This window comes from Tardiphaga sp. P9-11, assembly GCF_008329525.1.
In the GTDB taxonomy this organism is placed as follows: domain Bacteria; phylum Pseudomonadota; class Alphaproteobacteria; order Rhizobiales; family Xanthobacteraceae; genus Tardiphaga.
This window is the reverse complement of sequence record NZ_NPKQ01000012.1, coordinates 89048-108950: the sequence shown is the minus strand read 5'-3', so window position 1 is coordinate 108950 and position 19903 is coordinate 89048. Positions and strand designations below refer to the sequence as shown.

The 19903-nt window shown below is 62.3% G+C and carries 20 protein-coding genes and 1 pseudogene; 8 read left to right on the top strand and 13 right to left on the bottom strand.

Annotated features, from left to right (window positions below):
• Window positions 1–42: 42 nt before the first annotated feature.
• Together CIW50_RS26480 and CIW50_RS26475 are read right to left on the bottom strand one after the other, a co-directional pair.
• Window positions 43–1167: a metallophosphoesterase gene (locus tag CIW50_RS26480; RefSeq protein ID WP_149534143.1), complete on the bottom strand. Its 1125-nt coding sequence runs from the start codon at window positions 1165–1167 to the stop codon at window positions 43–45.
• Between the two features lie 107 nt (window positions 1168–1274).
• Window positions 1275–1660, bottom strand: a pseudogene (locus CIW50_RS26475) (DinB/UmuC family translesion DNA polymerase); the annotation flags it as partial.
• 23 nt (window positions 1661–1683) lie between these two features.
• Here CIW50_RS26475 and CIW50_RS26470 point away from each other — a divergent pair.
• Window positions 1684–1869 (top strand): hypothetical protein, encoded by a 186-nt coding sequence (locus CIW50_RS26470; protein ID WP_149534142.1) that lies wholly within the window; start codon window positions 1684–1686, stop codon window positions 1867–1869.
• Here the strand turns inward: CIW50_RS26470 and CIW50_RS26465 are convergent.
• Complete coding sequence (locus CIW50_RS26465; RefSeq protein ID WP_149534141.1) at window positions 1864–2118, bottom strand: hypothetical protein; 255 nt, start codon at window positions 2116–2118, stop codon at window positions 1864–1866. The two genes, CIW50_RS26470 and CIW50_RS26465, sit on opposite strands and share 6 nt — an antisense overlap.
• 521 nt (window positions 2119–2639) lie before the next feature.
• On the bottom strand, window positions 2640–3530 hold the full coding sequence (locus CIW50_RS26460; protein WP_149534140.1) for an SDR family oxidoreductase: 891 nt from the start codon (window positions 3528–3530) through the stop codon (window positions 2640–2642).
• Window positions 3531–3626: 96 nt separating this feature from the next.
• On the opposite strand from CIW50_RS26460, the gene CIW50_RS26455 reads away from it, so the two are divergent.
• Entirely contained in the window at window positions 3627–4475 is an 849-nt protein-coding gene (locus CIW50_RS26455; protein WP_149534139.1) for a helix-turn-helix transcriptional regulator, read from the top strand.
• Between the two features lie 81 nt (window positions 4476–4556).
• Here CIW50_RS26455 and CIW50_RS26450 read toward each other — a convergent pair whose 3' ends face one another.
• Window positions 4557–5330 carry an SDR family NAD(P)-dependent oxidoreductase gene (locus tag CIW50_RS26450; RefSeq protein WP_149534138.1) on the bottom strand — a complete coding sequence of 258 codons (774 nt, stop codon included), beginning with the start codon at window positions 5328–5330 and terminating at the stop codon, window positions 4557–4559.
• Between the two features lie 254 nt (window positions 5331–5584).
• Here CIW50_RS26450 and CIW50_RS26445 point away from each other — a divergent pair, with 254 nt between their 5' ends.
• From CIW50_RS26445 to CIW50_RS26430, 4 genes are all read left to right on the top strand, one after another.
• The gene (locus CIW50_RS26445; protein WP_149534137.1) at window positions 5585–6604 is read left to right on the top strand and encodes a TRAP transporter substrate-binding protein; all 1020 of its coding nucleotides are present in this window, start codon (window positions 5585–5587) and stop codon (window positions 6602–6604) included.
• Between the two features lie 11 nt (window positions 6605–6615).
• On the top strand, window positions 6616–8511 hold the full coding sequence (locus CIW50_RS26440) for a TRAP transporter large permease (RefSeq protein WP_149534136.1): 1896 nt from the start codon (window positions 6616–6618) through the stop codon (window positions 8509–8511).
• Between the two features lie 121 nt (window positions 8512–8632).
• Complete coding sequence (locus CIW50_RS26435) at window positions 8633–10282, top strand: acyl-CoA synthetase (protein WP_149534135.1); 1650 nt, start codon at window positions 8633–8635, stop codon at window positions 10280–10282.
• 183 nt (window positions 10283–10465) lie between these two features.
• Window positions 10466–11068 carry a Rossmann-fold NAD(P)-binding domain-containing protein gene (locus CIW50_RS26430; protein WP_197738400.1) on the top strand — a complete coding sequence of 201 codons (603 nt, stop codon included), beginning with the start codon at window positions 10466–10468 and terminating at the stop codon, window positions 11066–11068.
• Window positions 11069–11137: 69 nt separating this feature from the next.
• Here CIW50_RS26430 and CIW50_RS26425 read toward each other — a convergent pair whose 3' ends face one another.
• The 8 genes from CIW50_RS26425 to CIW50_RS29245 form a co-directional block, all read right to left on the bottom strand.
• A complete protein-coding gene (locus CIW50_RS26425) occupies window positions 11138–11935 on the bottom strand; it encodes an MBL fold metallo-hydrolase (protein ID WP_149534134.1) in 798 nt (265 codons plus the stop codon).
• A complete protein-coding gene (locus CIW50_RS26420) occupies window positions 11932–12738 on the bottom strand; it encodes a TatD family hydrolase (protein WP_149534133.1) in 807 nt (268 codons plus the stop codon). The genes CIW50_RS26425 and CIW50_RS26420 overlap by 4 nt, the downstream gene beginning before the upstream one ends.
• A gap of 9 nt (window positions 12739–12747) precedes the next feature.
• On the bottom strand, window positions 12748–14313 hold the full coding sequence (gene metG / locus CIW50_RS26415) for a methionine--tRNA ligase (RefSeq protein WP_149534132.1): 1566 nt from the start codon (window positions 14311–14313) through the stop codon (window positions 12748–12750).
• Window positions 14314–14385: 72 nt separating this feature from the next.
• Window positions 14386–15432 carry a DNA polymerase III subunit delta' gene (locus tag CIW50_RS26410; protein WP_149534131.1) on the bottom strand — a complete coding sequence of 349 codons (1047 nt, stop codon included), beginning with the start codon at window positions 15430–15432 and terminating at the stop codon, window positions 14386–14388.
• Window positions 15429–16118 carry a dTMP kinase gene (gene tmk, locus CIW50_RS26405; RefSeq protein WP_149534130.1) on the bottom strand — a complete coding sequence of 230 codons (690 nt, stop codon included), beginning with the start codon at window positions 16116–16118 and terminating at the stop codon, window positions 15429–15431. The genes CIW50_RS26410 and tmk overlap by 4 nt, the downstream gene beginning before the upstream one ends.
• Window position 16119: 1 nt before the next feature.
• Window positions 16120–17379, bottom strand: a complete 1260-nt coding sequence (locus CIW50_RS26400) for a D-alanyl-D-alanine carboxypeptidase family protein (RefSeq protein WP_149534129.1) — start codon at window positions 17377–17379, stop codon at window positions 16120–16122.
• Between the two features lie 125 nt (window positions 17380–17504).
• Window positions 17505–18440: a septal ring lytic transglycosylase RlpA family protein gene (locus tag CIW50_RS26395; RefSeq protein WP_149534163.1), complete on the bottom strand. Its 936-nt coding sequence runs from the start codon at window positions 18438–18440 to the stop codon at window positions 17505–17507.
• A 211-nt stretch (window positions 18441–18651) separates the two neighbouring features.
• On the bottom strand, window positions 18652–18792 hold the full coding sequence (locus CIW50_RS29245) for a hypothetical protein (protein WP_172980473.1): 141 nt from the start codon (window positions 18790–18792) through the stop codon (window positions 18652–18654).
• A 217-nt stretch (window positions 18793–19009) separates the two neighbouring features.
• Here CIW50_RS29245 and CIW50_RS26390 point away from each other — a divergent pair, with 217 nt between their 5' ends.
• Together CIW50_RS26390 and CIW50_RS26385 are read left to right on the top strand one after the other, a co-directional pair.
• On the top strand, window positions 19010–19264 hold the full coding sequence (locus CIW50_RS26390) for a hypothetical protein (RefSeq protein ID WP_149534128.1): 255 nt from the start codon (window positions 19010–19012) through the stop codon (window positions 19262–19264).
• A gap of 382 nt (window positions 19265–19646) precedes the next feature.
• On the top strand, window positions 19647–19886 hold the full coding sequence (locus CIW50_RS26385) for a hypothetical protein (RefSeq protein WP_149534127.1): 240 nt from the start codon (window positions 19647–19649) through the stop codon (window positions 19884–19886).
• The last annotated feature ends 17 nt before the right edge of the window (window positions 19887–19903 follow it).

Genomic DNA, 19903 nt, shown 5'->3' with positions numbered 1-19903 from the left:
CTAACTTCTTTTAGCACTTCGAGTGTTGCTGTCGTTTCGATGTCAGGTGTTCTCGGCATGTCGCAGGGTGATCCGTGTTAACTCCGGCGGGCGTCCGAGCCGTAGCGCGAATCCCGGCCAAAGCCCGGTGCCGTTGTTTACGTAAAGCGTCATCCCGCCGACCTGGTAGCGGCCGGAGACATAGCCCGCGTTGGCGCGCGCGGCGAACCGATCCAGCCCGACGATCAATCCACCATGCGTATGTCCGGAAAGCTGAAGCTTCACGCCGAGTGCTGCGGCGCGCAGAGCTTCGCTCGGCTGATGATCGAGTAGGATGACTGGAGCGTCGTCGGGGGAGCCATAGACAGCTGCCTCGATGTCCGGAGCGGTGAAGCCGCCGCCGCGCGATGCACGATCGGTGACACCAGCGAGGACAAGCCGCCCGCCGCCGCGATCGAGAACGACGTGTCTGTTCTCCAGCGTGACCATTCCCATCGAAGCGTAGTGCTGCATCCAGGCAGCGTAGCCGAAGTAGTATTCGTGGTTGCCGGGGATCATGTAAACGCCGTCGGTTGCGCGCAAGTCCCGAAGCGGCTCGACGTCCGCGCGTCGGACGGCGAGCGTGCCGTCGATCAGATCTCCCGTGATGGCGATCAGATCCACGCCGAGGATGTTCGAGCGCTCCACGACGGCACGCGCCCATGCGGCGGGAAACAGGCGGCTAATGTGAAGATCTGTCAGTTGCAGGACCGTGTAACCGTCGAATTGCCGCGGAAGTCCTTGGATGTGTACTTCTATGTCTTTCAGAGGCGGAATTCGTGTGGCCTGCATCACGCCGATCGCAGCCAGACAGGCGGCCAGCCCCGCCATCGCGTACCGGAAGCCGTCGGGCACGCTGAAGCTACCACCGGGGATCAGCGCATCGACGAGCGTTGCCCCGTCCAGCAGCAGTTGCAGTAGCGCGAGAAGAATGATGCCGCCGAAGGCCCAGTTGAAAAGGACGACGACCGGGCGTGGAAATTCGGGACAGAGCACCGAACCCGACGAGAGCTTGCTCCAGAAATGGAATTGCGATGCCACCAGCAGAAGCAGCGCGACCGCAAATTTTGCAGCAAGTGAAAGATGAAGGGGCCAGAGGAAGCGGGTGACGACGAGCAGCCAGGGAAGGCCAAAAATGAGATGGAAAATCGGGCTTCTCCGGAATGGATCGACGCAGTCAGGAGCACTTATGTATGCCGGTGCGATACCGCAATCGCGGGCGGCGAAGGCCGCGCGCGCTTATTTGACGTGATGTAGATCGGGAGGTCCAGCTGTGGCTCGATATCAGCTTCGTTCTGAAGCGAGGAAAGCGAGACGCCTAGCAGTCTTATCGCCTTCGGCATGGGCATCAGATTTTGGAGAAGGGAGATCGAGACGCGTTCCAGTCGCAGCGATCTGAAACAACAACGGCCATGGACTGACTGCGTGAGATCGTCTCGAAGTCGAAGAACTTGACCTTCAGCGTGACTGTCTTGCCGCGGTTGCCGGTCCACTCGCAATGCCCCCAGACCTTGTCGATGAGCGGTTGCAGGGCGGTCATCATGGCGTCGAATTCGGTGAGATCCTCGGAGAACGTGTTCTCGGCGCCGACCGACTTCCGGATGCGATTGGCACAGACCGGCCGCTTGTCGATGCCTCGGGCGGTCGTTCCGCCGGAAACGTCGCGTGCAGGAGACCTCGCTGGACCGCAAGTTCTATGAACACCTGGCCTCGATCTCCTATCTTGGCCAATTCATCGTTATCGAAAACGCCGATCCGCCAACCGGAACGGAGAAATTGGCCACGATCGAAGTGTTCTCCGGAGAACGGGGCGTGGGTCGTCAGGGCCTCTTCCCACCTGTGGAATCATAGACCGAGTCCGGCGCAACCTCGGTTCATCGAAGGTGAGGGTGCCTCGCCCATTTCGTTGTTCAGGCGATCCCGGCACCGATCACGCCAATCCTTGGCAATCGGATTGTCCGTCGGCGACAGAATGTCCAGGATACGTTCCAGACAGAAATCAACATGCGGACCTTCGGATTCTGGCAAGGCATCGACCTGGTAGAAATCGGCCCCGGCTTCAGGTTTCGGCCTGACGATGACGATAACACCATTGAACAATGGCTTGGCCCCCAAGCTTCCGTCTGGATGGCTGCCGCGACGCAACGGTCGCCCAGATGGTTCTCATAGATTTCGAGATCCAAAACTTCGTCAGAAGTATCCACCGTGAGATACGATTTGATCGTCCCGGCGAGATCGCCGGAGATTTCGAGAGTTCTCGCGCCGTCGTACGCGTCGTTCGTTGTTGGGCTCCTTCTTTTGGAACCTTAGGCAGGCGCGAAGCAAGGGAGGAGGAGGCTGCCCCAGTCACGGAGCCGAACTGTCAGATCGATAGTAGGCACCATCTAAGGTTGATGCGCGCGATCCGCCAAGGGTCAATCCACGTCGGTCTTATGTGGGGATCGACAAGAGAACTGAAATTGGGACCACACGCCCATATCTCGGATTCGCATAAGGTATATTATGGAATATATTATCCCATAGTGATCCCAGAGACTTAGCTTAAACTGTTGCGATATCCGGCCCGGACGCAGCAATCCGAGCCAGTTTGTGGCCCCATATCATTGTGGCCCCACATCGCCTCAGCCACCGAAATATCTGACGTGATCGAGGTCCGCGATCAATCCCGGCTGCGTCGGTTGCCAGGCCAGTTGCTGCTGCGTCCAGGCACTCGATGCCGGCGCGTCCATGGCCGCGAAACCTGCGAACCAGCCGAAGTGATCGGCGGCTTCAGCCGGCGATTTGGCGACGACTGGCAGCTTCAGATGCTGGCCGATGATCTCGGCGATCTCCCGGAAGGCGACGCCTTGTTCGGCGCTGCCGTGATACCGAATGTCGGCGGAACCGTGCTCCAGGACGAGCCTGTAGAGCCGGGCGACGTCCAGCCGGTGTGCGGCGGGCCAGCGGTTGAGGCCGTCGCCAATATAGGCCGAGGCGCCCTTCTCCCGCGCAATCGCAATCAGCCGCGGCACGAAGCCATGGTCGCCGTCGCCATGGACTGATGGCGGCAGACGGACCGATGATGTGCGTACGCCGCGCGCTGCCAGACGCTCGGCGACCTGCTCCGATATGCGTGGGCTCGGTGACGCGCTGGACGGGCCCATGTCTTCGGTCGCCAGGCGTCCAGGCGCGATGAAGGCCATGCCGGATGTTACGATCAAGGGCCGCTCGGAGCCCGCCAGCACGTCGCCAAGTGTCTCGATGGCGCGCGCGTCGATCGCGCTGTTTTCCTTGAACCTGGAGAAGTCGTGGATGAAAGCCGTATGGATCACGCCGTCTGAATTGGCAGCACCGGAGCGCAGGCTGTCCAGATCTTCCAGATCGCCGCGATGTATTCCCGCACCAGCGTCAGCCAGCACCTTGGCGGATGCGTCCGAGCGCACCAGACCGACCACCTGATGACCGGCGCCGATCAGTTCCTGAACGACCGCCGATCCGACAAAGCCCGAAGCGCCGGTAACGAAGACACGCATGTGATATTCCTCTCGTGAATGCGTGGATGTATCGGTCCTGCGGTACAGTGCGTGAAGCCGTGACGTTATACGGGTATGGCGACTAACAGGCTGAGCATGACGGTCACCGAAACTTCCAGCCCAGGCTCCAATCCGCTGGGCGCTTATCTCAGGGATCGCCGCGCCAGGCTCGATCCCGTGGCATTCGGTTTTTCGTCGGAGCGCCGCCGCACGCCAGGCCTGCGGCGCGAGGAAGTCGCGCAGCGCGCCAATGTCAGCGCCACCTGGTACACGTGGCTGGAACAAGGCCGCGGCGGTGCGCCATCAGTCGATGTGCTTGACCGGATTTCACGCGCGCTGGAATTGTCCGCCGTCGAGCGCGAGCATCTGTTTCTGCTGGCGCAGCACCGGCTGCCGGAGGTGCGCTTCGACCCCTCGGATATCGTATCGCCAACACTGCAACGCGTGCTGGATGCGATGGAATTCAGCGCCGCCGTCGTGCGCAACGCGACGTGGGATATCGTTGCCTGGAATCGCGCGGCGCTGGCCGTGCTCGGCGACTATCCGAACATCGCACCCGAAGAGCGCAACGTCCTGCGTATCCTGTTCTGCCGTCCGAATGTCCGCGCCAAGATGCCCGACTGGGAGCAGGACGCACGTTTCGCCGTGGCGGCATTTCGCGCCGACATTACACGCAGTGGCGCGTCACATCGCGCCCAGACACTGATCGATGAACTCTGCCGGATCAGCCCCGACTTCGCGGCCATGTGGCACGACAACGATGTCTGCAGCTATGGCGAAGGCCGCAAGCATGTGAATCATCCCGTCGTCGGGCCTTTCGTGATGACCTATTCGACCTTCTCGGTCGACGGCCAGCCGAATTTGGGCATGGTCGTCTATACGCCCGCAACGAATGCGGACTCCGAACGGATGAAGGCGCTGATAGCGGCGAAGGCGGGCGGCTAGGCTTGGGTCAAGCCAACACGCGTCATTCCGGGATCGCGACCGCCTAATGGCGGTCACGCCCGGGAATGACAGTTTTTGTTGCTACGAATATTTCGGTAGCAGCCCATGCGCGGCGAAGCCGCCGTCAACGTTCAGCACATGCCCGGTCACAAAGCTCGACTTGCTGTCATCCAGCAGGAACATTGCAGCACCCGCGACCTCCTCCGGCTCGGCGTAACGCCGCTGCGGCACGACCTGCATCCAGCCTTCCCGCGTTGCGGCCGTGTGCATCTCCTGCACCATAGGCGTCTCGAACGGGCCCGGCGCAATCGCGTTGACACGGATCTTCAGCGGCGCCAGTTCGCAGGCCATCACCTGGGTCAGCGTAATGACACCGCCTTTGGAGGCACCATAGGCCGAGCGCTCGATATTGCCGCGGATGCCGGACACCGACGCAACATTGACGATGGCGCCGCCGCCATGGGCTTTCATGAGCTTGCCGGCTTCGCGTGCCACGGCGAAGGTGCCAACCAGATTGATGTCGAGGATCTCGCGGAAGAGTTTCACGGACGTCTCGAAGAATGGCACCTGACGACCGATCCCGGCGGAATTCACCAGACCGCGTACCGGGCCGAAACCGGCCTCGCAATCCTGCAGTCCGGCGATCACGGCGTCTTCGTTGGCGACGTCCATCACGACAGTCCGGGTCACGCCGGGCTTGATCGCATCGACCTGAGCCTTGGCCACGTCCAGCGCGTTCTGGGTGAGATCGGCCAGCAGCACCTTCCAGCCCTCGCCCACGGCCGCCTTGGCGATCGCCAGGCCGATTCCCGATGCGCCGCCGGTGATGATCGCTACGCCGTGATCCCTATTCATGTGCTGTCCTTGCGTTTCCTGCAGACGGTCATTCGCCGGTCTTGGCTGCCGGCGGCTTCATTCGCGCGATGCTTCCCACAAATTCGCGCTCGGCAAAAGCCGTGCGCCGGCGTCCTCGACCGGGCCTTGCAGAGGGCCTTGGCCTTTGGTCGCACAGCGAAAAGGCTTGACCCGACTGCCGCGACATGATGACCAGACGGCAAGGGCCCTTGCGCCTCACAAAGGCAAACAAAGAAGTGGTTGGGAGAAACAAAATGACGATTTCACGCCGGACACTGTTGAAGGCATCGGCCGCCGCGACCGCATTTGGCGGCGTCAGCATGCCGTTCATCGCGCGGGCGCAGCAGGCCGAATACGTCTACAAATACGCCAACAACCTGCCCGACACGCATCCGATGAACGTCCGCGCCCGCGAGATGTCGGCAGCGATCAAGACCGAAACCAATGGCAAGGTCGATCTGCAGGTATTCCCGAACAACCAGCTCGGTTCAGACACCGACATGCTGAGCCAGATCCGCTCTGGCGGCGTCGAATTCTTCACCCTGTCCGGCCTGATCCTGGCCACTTTGGTGCCGGCCGCCTCGATCAACGGCATCGGCTTCGCCTTCCCGAATTACGATACTGTCTGGAAGGCCATGGACGGCGATCTCGGCGCCTATATCCGCAAAGAGATCACCAAGGCCAATCTCGTGGTCATGGACAAGATCTGGGACAATGGCTTCCGCGAAATCACGTCCTCGACCAAGCCGATCAAGAGCCCGGACGATCTGAAGGGCTTCAAGATCCGCGTGCCAGTGTCGCCGCTGTGGACGTCGATGTTCAAGGCGTTCGACAGCGCGCCCGCCTCGATCAATATCAGCGAAGTCTATTCGGCGATGCAGACCAAGGTGGTCGAAGGCCAGGAGAACCCGCTGGCGATCATCTCGACCGCCAAGTTCTACGAAGTGCAGAAATACTGCTCGCTCACCAACCACATGTGGGACGGCTACTGGTTCCTGGCCAACCGTCGCGCCTGGGAGAAGCTGCCGGCCGATCTGCGCGACATCGTCGCCAAGAACATCAATGCCGCCGGCATGAAGGAGCGCGAGGACGTCGCCAAACTCAACGCCAATCTGCGCGGCGAGCTGGAATCCAAGGGGCTGGCCTTCAATGAGCTGGAACCCGGCCCGTTCCGCGACAAGCTGAAGTCGGCCGGCTTCTACAAGGAATGGCAAGGCAAGTATGGCGACGAAGCCTGGGCCATCCTCGAGAAGGCCGTCGGCAAGCTCGGCTGATCGGAACAACCATGGCCGCGCATGACATCTCCGCCCTCGAAAGCGGGGCGTCCAGCGTGGAGAGGGTGCCCCTCTCCCGCCGCGACGTCATCCTGACATCCATCGACCGCACCCTCGGCCATCTGGTCGAGATTCCCGCGGCGCTGCTGGTGGTGGCGGAGGTGATCATCCTGTTCATCGGCGTGGTGGCCCGTTACGGCTTCCACCGTCCGCTGATCTGGTCTGATGAACTGTCCTCGATCCTGTTCCTCTGGCTGGCAATGCTCGGCTCGGCCGTCGCGTTCCGGCGCGGCGAGCATATGCGGATGACCGCGCTGGTGGCATCGGTCGGCCCCCGGATGTGGGCCTTTCTCGACGTCGTCGGGACCTGTGCCGCGCTCGCCTTCCTGCTGATGATCGTCGTGCCGTCCTACGAATACGCCTATGAGGAAAGCTACATTACGACACCGGCGCTGCAGATCGCCAACAGCTTTCGCGCGGCGGCGCTGCCGGTTGGCATCTCGCTGATGATCGTCTTCGCGCTGCTGCGGCTGGTGCGCTACGGCCAGGTCCGCACCGTGCTGACGGCGCTCGGTACCGTGGTGACGATCATCGGCCTGTTCTGGCTCGCCGAGCCGCTGCTTCGGACGCTAGGCAATCTCAACCTGATCATCTTCTTCGTCGGCGTCGTGGCGCTGTGCGTCTTCGCCGGCGTGCCGATCGCCTTTGGATTTGGCCTCGCAATCTTCGGCTATATGGCGCTGACCACACGCACCCCGATGATGGTGCTGGTCGGCCGCATGGACGAGGGCATGAGCCACCTCATCCTGCTGTCGGTGCCGCTATTTGTCTTTTTGGGCCTGCTGATCGAGATGACCGGCATGGCCCGCGCCATGGTGGCGTTCCTGGCCAGCCTGCTCGGCCACGTTCGCGGCGGGCTGCATTACGTGCTGATCGGCGCGATGTATCTGGTGTCCGGCATTTCCGGCTCCAAGGCCGCCGACATGGCGGCGGTCGCGCCAGTTCTGTTCCCGGAAATGAAGGCGCGCGGCGCCAAGCCGGGCGATCTCGTGGCCCTGCTCTCGGCGACCGGCGCGCAGACCGAGACCATTCCGCCGAGTCTGGTGCTGATCACCATCGGCTCAGTGACTGGCGTCTCAATCTCGGCACTGTTCACCGGCGGCCTGCTGCCGGGCGTCGTCCTGGCGATCACGCTCGGCGCACTGGTGTGGTGGCGCTATCGCGGCGAGGACCTGAGCCACGTCAAACGTGCCTCCGGCCGCGATATAGGCAAGGCCTTCATCATCTCCGTGCCGGCCATCGCACTGCCTTTCGTAATCCGCGCCGCGGTGGTCGAAGGCGTGGCGACGGCCACGGAAGTCTCCACCATCGGCATCGTCTATGCCGTGCTGGCCGGCCTTCTCATCTATCGCCAATTCGACTGGAGCCGGCTGAGGCCGATGCTGGTCGACACGGCCTGCCTCTCCGGCGCGATCCTGCTGATCATTGGAACTGCGACCGGTATGGCCTGGGGCCTCACCCAGTCCGGCTTCTCGCGTTCGCTGGCGGCGGCCATGACTGGCCTGCCCGGCGGCGACGCGACCTTCATCGCGGTCTCCATCGTGGCTTTCGTGATCCTCGGCAGCGTGCTGGAGGGTATTCCCGCCATCGTGCTGTTCGGGCCGCTGCTGTTCCCGATCGCGCGGCTGGTCGGTGTCCATGAGGTCCACTATGCGATGGTCGTTATCCTCGCCATGGGCATCGGATTGTTCGCGCCGCCCTTCGGCGTCGGCTATTATGCCGCCTGCGCCATCGGCCGTGTCGATCCCGCAGAAGGCATCCGGCCGATCCTCGGCTATCTGCTGGCGCTGCTGATCGGCCTGATCATCGTGGCAATCTTCCCATGGATATCGATTGGATTCCTTTAAGACACAATCTTTCAGAAGGTTACATCCGTTATCTTGCGTGACTTTGGAAGATCATTCCGGTGATAAACTGATAGGTGAGATATTTCTCGCAACTCATTGAGTGAAATAAAAGAGTCTCAAAATGATCCCAGATCAGGGCGTTTATAGCGTCGGCCTCGACCAAACTCCGGCCAACTTCGTGCCGCTGTCGCCGCTGAGTTTTCTCAAGCGCAGCGCGGCGGTTTATCCGGATCTCACCAGCACCGTCTATGAGGGCCGTCACTTCACCTGGGCGCAGACTTACGAGCGCTGCCGGCGTTTTGCCTCGTTCCTGACCGGGCGCGGCATCGGGCGGGGCGACACCGTGGCGGCGATGCTCCCGAATCTGCCAGCGATGAACGAAGCGCACTTCGCGGTTCCCATGGCTGGCGCCGTCCTTAACGCGCTCAACATCCGGCTCGACGCCGCCTCCATAGCGTTCCAGCTCGATCATGGCGGCGCCAAGTTGCTGCTGGTCGATCCGGAGTTCTCGGGCGTGATCACCGAGGCGCTCGGCCTCATGACCGGGCCGAAGCCGGCCGTCATCGATGTCGACGATGTGTCTTTCGCAGGCGGCCAGCCGATCGGGGAACTCGAATACGAGGACGCCCTCGCGACGGGCAGCCCCGATTTCACCAGCGCCTTCCCGCTCGATGAATGGGACGCCATCGCACTCGGCTACACCTCTGGGACAACAGGCAATCCGAAGGGCGTGGTGACCCATCACCGCGGCGCTTACCTCAACGCCGTTTCCAACATCCTCGCGGCCGGTCTCGGCCAGCACCCGGTCTATCTCTGGACCCTGCCGATGTTCCACTGCAACGGCTGGTGCTTCCCCTGGACCGTGGCGGCGAGTGCCGGCGTCAATGTCTGCCTGCGTAAGGTCGACCCGACCAAGATCTTCGCGCTGATGCGCGAGCACGGTGTCACCCACATGTCCGGCGCGCCGATCGTCTACAACACGCTGATCAATGCGCCGGATGCGCCGGTCTATTCCGGTGGACCGCTGGTGCAGGGCTCGATCGCCGGCGCGCCGCCGCCGATGGCGGTGCTGTCCGGCGCCGAGAAAATCGGGATCAAGCTGACGCATGTTTACGGCCTGACCGAAGTTTACGGCCCCGCCTCGGTTTGCGCCGAGCAGCCCGGCTGGGACGCCCTGCCCGCAGATGAGCGTGCCAACCTGAAGCGCCGGCAGGGCGTGCCCTATCACCTGCAGGAAGCCGTGACGGTGATAGATCCCGAAACGATGCAGGAAGTGCCCCACGACGGCGAGACCATCGGCGAGGTGATGTTCCGAGGCAATATCGTGATGAAGGGCTATCTCAAGAACGAGAAAGCCACCAAGGAGGCGTTCGACGGCGGATGGTTCCACACCGGCGATCTCGGCGTGCGCGATGCCGCGGGCTACGTGACCATCAAGGACCGCTCCAAGGACATCATCATCTCCGGCGGCGAGAACATCTCGTCGGTGGAAGTCGAGGACGTACTCTACAAGCACCCGGCGGTGCTGTTCGCCGCGGTGGTCGCCAAGCCCGATGCGAAATGGGGCGAAGTGCCGTGCGCTTTCGTCGAGCTGAAGACGAATGCCGAGGCGACAGAAGCCGACATCATCGCATTCTGCCGCGCGCAGATGCCCGGCTTCAAGACGCCGAAGGCTGTGGTGTTCGGGACTATTCCGAAGACGTCGACCGGCAAGATCCAGAAGTTTCTGCTGCGGGATCAGGTGAAGTCGACGGGATCGTTCAGCGCATAAACTCGTTCCGGGGCGCGGACGCCGTTAGGCAGTAGCGAACCCGGAACCTCGACATGGGAGTCTCCGTGGAGCCAAGCGACATCGAGATTCCGGGTTCGCTCGCCGCCGGCGAGCGCCCCGGAACGACCGTTTGGCGCTACCAAGAGGTCGCGTCGTCGCCTTGACCACGCAGGGGTCCCACACATGACGCAGAACTTCGCAGCCATCGTCCTGGGCGGCACTGGGCAAGTCGGTGGTGCGGCTGTCGCGGAGCTACTCGCGATTCCGGAATGCCGGGAAGTACTCATGGTCACCAGAAAGCCCATCGCCGCGCGGCCGCGGGTGCGCAACGTCGTTTTCGATACTGGCGCTGCCGACTTTGCCGAACGCACGGCGGCCCTTGCCCGCGAAGTTTTGAGCCGGGGTCCCGTCAGCGCAGTGAGCTGTGTGGGTGTGGGTGTCGGTTCCGGATCGATGCGCTGGAGCGAAGAGGAACTGAAACAACTTGAACTCGGCATCGTCGGTGCCTTTGCGCGCGGCTGCCGTGCCGCCGGGATCGCGCAGTTTTGTCTGCTGTCTGCAGTGGGAAGCACAGCCCACAGCCGGTTTCGCTATGTCCGCGTCATGGGCATGAAGGAAGACACCGTGCGCAAGGTCGGTTTTACCCGCCTCGCCATCTTTCGCCCCGGCATTATTGTCGGCAACGCGCATACCCCGGCCTGGTCGGTTGGCTGGGACGTCTCGTGCCCGGTCGGTTTGGCAATATTGATCAGCAAATTCTCGGCCGCTCCATCGCAGCAGAGATAGCTTTGCACAGCTCAGAGGCCGGTGAAGTGATCCGCGAAAATGCAGCCATGAAAAAACTCGCTGCTCAACTTACGCCACCGTCAGCCTGATCCCGTCATAGGCCGGAATCACCCCCTCGGGCAGAATCGCTTTCACTGCCTCGTAGTCCACATCTGCAGTCATGTTCGTGATCACCGTCCGCTTCGGCTTGAAGCGGTCGCGCCACTTCAAGGCGTCGTTGATGCTGAAGTGGCTGGGATGCTGCGTATAGCGCAGTCCGTCGACGATCCAGAGATCGAGACCTTCCAGCGCCGGCCAGCTCTCCTCGGGGATATCATTGAGATCAGGTGTATAGGCCGTATTGTCGATGCGATAGCCGAGCGCCGGGATGTTGCCGTGCTGGAGCAGGAACGGCGTCAGCGTCAGGTCGCCGCCCTTCCCCGTGATGGTTCGGCTCTCGCCGGCCTCGATGCTGAGGCGATCAAGGATCGGCGGATAGTCGCTGCCGGGAGGCGACTGAAAGCAGTAGCCGAAGCGCAGCATGATATCGGTCGCCGTCGAGGCGTTCATATAGACCGGGATACGCTTGCGACGCTTGAGCACCACTGAGCGGAGGTCGTCCATGCCGTGGGTCTGGTCCGCGTGCTCATGCGTCAGGAACACCGCATCGATATCATCGACATCAGCGTCGATGAGCTGCTCGCGCAGGTCCGGCGAGGTGTCGATCACCACACGCGTGACGCCCTCGGGCCCGATCCGCTCCGCCATCATCGAACAACGACGGCGACGATTCCTGGGATTGGCGGGATCGCAGGCGCCCCAGCCCAGCGCCGGCCGCGGCACACCCGCCGAGGATCCCGAACCGAGAATCGTGAGCACCAGGGTCATGCCGCCCCGCCAGTGCCAGACGCGCTCTCGGCGGATGCCTTGCTGAACAGGCGGAAGAAGTTCTCTGTGGTCTGCCGCGACAGTTCTTCGAGGGACACACCTCGCGTTTCCGCAAGCACCTTCGCCGTCTCGACCACATAAGACGGCTCGTTGCGCTTGCCGCGCCATTTGCCGGGCGCCAGATATGGCGCGTCGGTTTCGACCATGATGCGGTCGGCGGGAAGCTCAGCCGCGAGGTCGCGCAGCTCCTGTGACTTCTTGAAGGTGATGATGCCGGTGAAGGAGATCGACAGGCCCATGTCGATGGCCTTCATCGCGAGCTCGCGTCCACCGGTGTAGCAATGCAGCACTGCCTTGAACGCACCCTTCGCCATTTCGTCTGCGAGAATGGCGCGGCACTGCTCGTCCGCCTCGCGCGTATGGATCACCAGCGGCAATCCGGTCGCACGTGCCGCGGCGATATGAGCGCGGAAGCCGCGTTCCTGCGCGCCGGATGAGCCGTGCTCGTAGAAGTTATCAAGGCCTGCCTCGCCGAGTGCGATGACCTTCGGATGTTTCGTGAGCTCGATCAGTTCTTCCGCCGGAATGCCATCTTCCTCGTCGGCATTGTGCGGATGGGTACCGACCGAGCAATAGACGTTCGGAAAGCGCTCGGCGATTTTGAGCAGCGCCGGCAGACGCCGGACGCGCGTCGAGATCGTCACCAGGCGACCGACACCGGCGGCTTCGGCACGCGCGACGATGCCGTCGAGATCTTCGGCGAAATCGGGAAAATCGAGATGGCAGTGACTATCGACAAGCATAACGCAAACTCAGGTCGCCGCCGGAGGCTCGACATAGCGCGGGAACACGCCGGTGGGGGTCGGCAGCTGCGTGCCAGACTTGATGCGGGTCGCAATTGCCGTAAAGTCGCGCTCACCCTCGGGAATGCCGAGTACGTCGAGCAGCTTGGCGCAGGATGCCGGCATCACCGGCTGTGCCAGGATTGCAACCTGCCGCACCACTTCGGCGGTGACGTAGAGCACCGTCGCCTGCTTCTTCGGATCGGTCTTGGCGAGCGCCCACGGCGCCTCCCCCGCGAAATAGCGGTTGGCTTCAGCGACCACGGCCCAGATCGCGTTCAGCGCCTGATGGATCTGCTGCGTCGCCATCGCGGTGCGCGCGAGTCCGAGCATGCCATCGGCCTGCGTCAGGATCGCCTTGTCGTTATCGCTGTAGTCACCGGGCTCCGGCAGCACGCCGCCATATTGCTTGGCGATCATCGACAGCGAACGCTGCGCGAGATTGCCGAGATCGTTGGCCAGGTCAGCATTGGTGCGGTTGACGATGGCCTCGTGATTGTAGCTGCCGTCCTGTCCGAACGAGACTTCGCGCATGAAGAAATAGCGCATCTGATCGACGCCATATTGCTGGGCCATGCCGATCGGATCGATCACGTTGCCGACCGACTTCGACATCTTCTCACCACGGTTGAGAAGAAATCCGTGGCTGAAAACGCGATGTGGGACCTCGACACCTGCAGCCATCAGGAATGCGGGCCAGTACACAGCGTGAAAGCGAACGATATCCTTGCCGATCACATGCAGGTTCGCAGGCCAGTAGCGCTTGAAGCTTTCGCCGTCGACATCCGGATAGCCGGCCGCAGTGATGTAGTTGGTCAGTGCATCGATCCAGACATACATCACATGACCGGGCGCATCCGGCACCTTGATGCCCCAATCGAAGGTAGTCCGCGAAATCGACAGATCCTGCAGGCCGCCCCTGACGAAGCTCGTCACTTCGTTGAGCCGCTCGCGCGGCAATACGAAGTCCGGGATGCGCTCGTACAGATCGAGCAGCTTGTCCTGATAGGCGGACAGGCGGAAGAAATAGGTTTCCTCCTCGGTCCATTCGACCGGTGAGCCGAGCGGCTCACGCCGGACACCATCATCACCGAGCGTCGTTTCCGCTTCGTCGAAATAGGCTTCCTGACGGACCGAATACCAGCCGGCATATTTGTCGAGATAGATCGCGCCGGCCTTCTCGAGCGCGACCCACAGTGCCTGAACGGAGCGCTCATGACGCTTCTCGGTGGTGCGAATGTAGTCGTCATAGGAAATGTTGAGCGCGGTATCCATCTCGCGAAAACGCGCCGAATTCCGGTCAGCCAATTCGAGCGGTGTCATACCCTCCTTGACGGCGGTCTGCTGCATCTTGAGACCGTGCTCATCCGTTCCGGTCAGGAAACGAACGTCATAACCGTCGAGCCTCTGGAAGCGGGCAATCGTGTCGGTCGCCATGACCGTATAGGCATGACCGATATGCGGCACGCCGTTGGGATAGAAGATCGGCGTTGTCAGAAAATACGCCGGTCGGGTTGCATCGGTTGCAGATGTCATGGCTGACTTTACGGACCTTGAATAAGACGATCTTGGTGAAGCGCGGATCGGCTGGAACCAGTCTCGCAGCGATCAGCGCGTTGCTTCCGCGAGCAGTCCAAACACCGAAAAAACCAGCGGTTTTCGCTCGAGATTGTAGGATTCGGTCTCGCGCGCGGCACGGTTGATCTTTTCCCATACCTCCGCCAGCCGCGCAAGACGGGGCAGATTGGCGTTGGCATTGGTGTCATCGGCCCGTATCCGCTCGCCGATCCAGCGATCCACGCTATCGACGAAGGCGCCAAGCGCGACGCGGTCACTGGTCCCCAAGGCGTCCCCCAGCGCATGCAGTTCGCGGGGATCGACATGGGGCAGCGTGTTCAGCAGCGAGGCGGTGCGCTGGTGCAGTTTCAGCGCGCCGCCGCCGAGCAGATTGAGGGCGCGAGATACGCTGCCTTCGGACGCTTCAGCGACCTCTTTGAGCAACGGATCGCTGGTTTCAAGTTCTGCAGCCTGCGCAGTGGCGCGGGTAACGTCGGCGACGGAAAGCGGACGCAGCGGCAGCTTGCGGCAGCGCGACTGGATGGTAGGCAGCACGCGCGCCTGCGCATGCGTCACCAGCAAGAACAGCGAGCGCAACGGCGGCTCTTCTAGGACCTTCAGTAGCGCATTCGCGGCGTTGGCATTCAACTCGTCGACGGTATCGACGATGCAGACGCGCCATCCCTCGACAGCGGCGGTCGAGCCGAAAAACGACACGGTCTGTCGGGTCTCATCGACGGTGATGACCGTGCGCATCACGCCCTTGTCGTTGAGCGAACGTTCCAGCGTCAGCAGCCCGCCATGGGATTCGGCGGCGACCTGGCGCACGATCGGATGCATCGGATCGAGCGCGAGTGACTCTGCCGCCTGGACCTGCGGTGATGCGGGGTCGCGATACGCCAGCACGAACCGCGCCATGCGATAGGCCAAGGTCGCCTTTCCGATGCCCTGAGGGCCGCCGATCAGCCAGGCATGCGGAATGCGCCCGCCGCGATAGGCATTGAGCAGCGTGGTCTCGGCCTCCTGATGGCCGAACAGCGCGGTCGTTTCGCGCGGATGCGGAACCGTGATGGACTGCTCGGATGACTTTGCACTCATGCCGGCGTGGCCTCGTGGTTCGACGGCGTCAACAGGCGTCGGCGCAAGACGCCCCAGATATTGTTCGACACGATCTTGGAATCTGCGTTTGCGTCGATGAGCACGCAACGTTGCGGTTCATCGGCTGCGATCTGCCGGAATGCATCGCGCAGCCCCTGATGAAAGGCGATGCCTTCGGCCTCGAACCTGTCGGGTACATCATTGCCACGCCGCGCCGCTGCGCGCCGCATACCGATCGACACAGGGATATCGAGAATGACTGTGAGATCCGGCTTGAGGCGCCCGATGGTGACGCGCTCCATCGCATTGAGCAATTCCGGCGAGACCTGTCCGAGCCGGCCTTGATAGGCGCGCGTCGAATCCGAGAAGCGGTCGCACAATACCCAGATGCCCTGCTCCAGCGCCGGTGCAATCACCGCATGGACATGATCGTCGCGCGCGGCGGCAAACAGCAGAGTCTCGGCCTCAGGCCCGAGCAGCTTGCCCATGCCCGACAGCACCACGTGACGGATGATCTCGGCGCCGGGCGAGCCACCGGGCTCGCGGGTGACGATGACGCGCTTGCCTTCGGCCTCCAGCCGATCGGCCAGAATCTTGATCTGCGTCGATTTGCCTGCACCCTCGCCGCCCTCGAAACTGACGAAGCGGCCGCGCGGCGGCGGCGGTGTCGTGGGCGTGTCCGCCATGTCAGAGCTTCTCGGCGCCGGCGCGGAACAGTCCGATCACCAGCTCACCAGCGCCGTCCACGGCGCGCCGCACGGTCGAGCCGGTGCCGACCGCCTCGGCCGTATAGAGCGGCGTCTCCACGGCAATATTGGTGCCGCGCCAGACCTTGATGACGCCGACCGGTTGTCCGGGCTCGACGGGCGCACGCACGGGGCCCTTGTAGACGATACGGGCGATCAGTTTGTCGCTACCGTTCTTCTGCACCATCACCTTGACCGGCTCTTTACTGGACAGCGCGACGGAGCGGCTCTCGCCACCGAACACCTTGGCGAAGCCGACGGTTTGGTCGGCCGCGAACAGCGTGCGCGCCTCGAAATTCTTGAAACCCCATTCCAGCAGCTTCTTCGCTTCAGTCGCACGATCGTCCGGATCGTCGAGGCCGTTGATCACCACGATCAGCCGCATGCCGTCGCGCATGGCCGAGCCGACCATGCCGTAGCCACCGTCCTTGGTGTAGCCGGTCTTGAAACCGTCAGCGCCGTCTAGCGTCGCCAGCAACGGATTACGGTTCTGCTGGCGGATCTTGTTCCAGGTGAACTCGCGCTCGCCGAACAGCTTGTAGAAGTCCGGATAGGTGCGGACGATGTGGCGGGCGAGCAGACCAAGCTCACGCACCGTCATCTTGTTGCCCGGGTCCGGCAAGCCGTTGGAATTGGCGAAGGTGGATTTCGACATCCCGAGCTCACGCGCTCGTGCCGTCATCTTCTCGGCGAAGGCTGCTTCGCTGCCCGCGATACCCTCCGCCAGGATCATGCAAGAGTCGTTGCCGCTCTGGATGATGGCACCACGCAAAAGGTCGGCGACGGGCACGCGACTGTTGATGGCGGCGAACATGGTCGATGCGCCGGCCGGTGCGCCGCCCTTGCGCCAGGAATTCTCGCTGACGCGATATTCGTCCGTGAGCTTGATGTCGCCGCGGGTCAGCGCGTCGAATACCAGCTCGACGGTCATCAGCTTCATCATGCTGGACGGCGCGCGGAGCTCATCGGCGTTCTTCTCGAACAGCACGCTGCCGGAGCCGGCCTCGATCAGGATCGCAGTCGGCGCATCGGCGTCGTAACCGCCGTCCTCGACGACCTTCTTGGCACCCTGTACGCTCTGGTTCGCAGCTTCTGCTGCCGGACCGAGGGCGACGCCAAACGCCAGCAGCGCAGCCAGCAGCGTCCGCCAGCCGGTCGTTGCGAAATGCGGTCGTTTCAACGAATTGGAGCTAGATGCCATGTGCTGTCCTGATTGCTCAGGTCTTAACAGGATCACCGGGGCCAAACAACGCGACAAGGAGTGACGCAGATTGGGGCACCATGCTGCGATCGTCGGGATATCTGCAGTCGTCGTCGGGGTCCGGCTTAGTAGAGACCGCGGCCGGACAGGATGGCCTGGGCGCCACGTGCATCGACAGTGCCGTCAGCGGGCTCGGCAGGTGCCGCGGAAGCCGCGTTGGCCTCATAGGTTACCGCGCGGTGATTCTCGGTCATCCGCGGCGCCGAGGCGGTGCGCATGCGGCTAGACGCTGACATTTCAGATGTCGAACGGATCGACGCCATGTCGGCTGGCGTATTGCCAAGCGAATACGGGCGGCCCTCCGGCAGAGGAACATCGCGGGAGACGACGCGACCGCCCTGCATGTCGGGCACGAAGGACCGCGCCGATGCGACACGGACCAGTGACGGCGACGGCGCCGGTTCGCCGGTTCGCAATGTGGCGACCAGCTGGCGATCGTCAGACCCTTCCAGCGGCGCGCGGCCGACATATTCGACGCGGACCTTGGCGGTGCCGTTGCCCTTGAATTCGAGCAATTCGGCCGCCTTGTTCGAGACGTCGATCAGGCGGTTGCCGTGATACGGGCCGCGATCATTGACGCGGACGATGAGCGACTTGCCGTTATTGACGTTCGTCACGCGGGCATAGCTCGGGATTGGCAGCGTCGGATGGGCCGCCGTGAGCGAGGCCATGTCGAACACTTCGCCATTGGCCGTCAGGCGGCCATGGAACGCGTCGCCATACCAGGACGCTATGCCTTCAGCGCGGTAATTGATGTTTTCTTCCGGCACGTAGAGCTTGCCGGCGACGGTGTAAGGCTTGCCGATACGGTAGGTGCCGCCGCCCTTGGGAACCGGCTCGCCTGCGCCGACGACGCGGGGGCTACTCGAAACCCCATATTTCGGATCGAGGCGGCTGAAGCTTGTGGAGGAGGACGAACAATTGGCCAGCGCCAGACAGGCGCTGATGGCCGCTGCTGCCTGAACAGCCTGGCCGAGTCGGTTTGACCCACGAATCCCCATACGCCCCAATACCATTCCAGCGACCGCCTGCCCATCTTCGGGCATCCCCACGGCCAAAATTCCCGATGCGGTCCACTTCCGCATCAAGTGGTGAATATATCGCAGCCGGATCGCGGCGAAAATGGGGTGAGCCCCGGTATGGTAAACAGAGGATGTCGGTTTTCAGCCCGTATAACGGGTGGTCATCCCGCACTGCACACACCGCGCACGATCAATCGTGCCACTCGCGGCGGATATACGGGCCGTACAGCACGTCCTGACGCCGGCGATAGACCTCCACCAGCAGGCAGCCGATACCGGCCAAAACACTCAGCAACAACAGCGTCTCGATCACCACAAAGCCCCCCGGCATTCTCGTTGGGCAGAGCAATACATAGTGATTTTTAAAATCCCCGCCGCCGTTTGCCTTGAATTTTCGGGCTGCCGCTAACGGAGATTAATTTCCCCGCGCCTTCGGTCGGTTTCAACTATTTGTTAGTTGAACGATCGCGCATGATTTGGATTTGATAACGGAATGCGCTGACAGGATTCCTTGGCCGAATTCTTGCGGCAGACTTTCGAGGATAGCGATGGACGTTTCAAGGACGGACTGCGGTGGGATCACCGGCGCGGGAGAGTACAGGTTTCGCGATGGCCACCTGATCGTGACGCTCTACCAGATCGCGATCTGGGCCGAGCGTCCCCAAGCGATCTTCACCGCCGTCACATCGCGCTTCCACAACAGCATGAAGCTTTACGTGCTCGCGTCGTGGCGCCTGCCCGATACGGCGTCCGCCGACCAACCGCCTGCTCCCGCTAATGCGGAAGGAATGTCGCTGCATTGATCACGGCGACGACCGCGAAAGCCATCATCCACAGCGGCCAAACGGACGCCTGCGCCCGCCGGGTGAACTGTCGGGGAACGCCGAAATTGCGTGCCATTGCCTACTCCATTGCATCGACCGAACGACACTGAATGTGAGCATGCAATCTGTTAAAATTGCGTCCTGGCTTCGGCGACAATTTGCGCGTCCACGGCAAGCATGGCATCGGCCCGCGGCGCTTCATGGTAGCGCGGAGTAAGTTGGCGGTAAGGCAGGGCACCATCGCATCGTAACGTGGATAGAGCTACCGGCGATCATGCGCAGATGCTGCCGGTAAGGTTGATCGGTTAGGTTAAATCGGTAATTGCGTTGACCGCACCTATGGCCCTGCTCAATTGCCAGCATGATCGACGATGACGACAGCTATGAACTGAATGACCAGGGCATCCGGGTACTGATCGGGCTGACTGTGGAAGAGACTGCGGAATTCGCCCGCCTCGACGGCACCATCGGTCACGGCCGCCCACGGGGTATCTCACCCGAACAATGGGCCCATGCCGAAGACCGGCGCTGGCTCCAACTCTATCAGAAACACGAAGATGCGCGGCGGCCGTTCCTGCAGGCCGGCAAGACCAGACATTGAACGCGCGGAAGCACCAC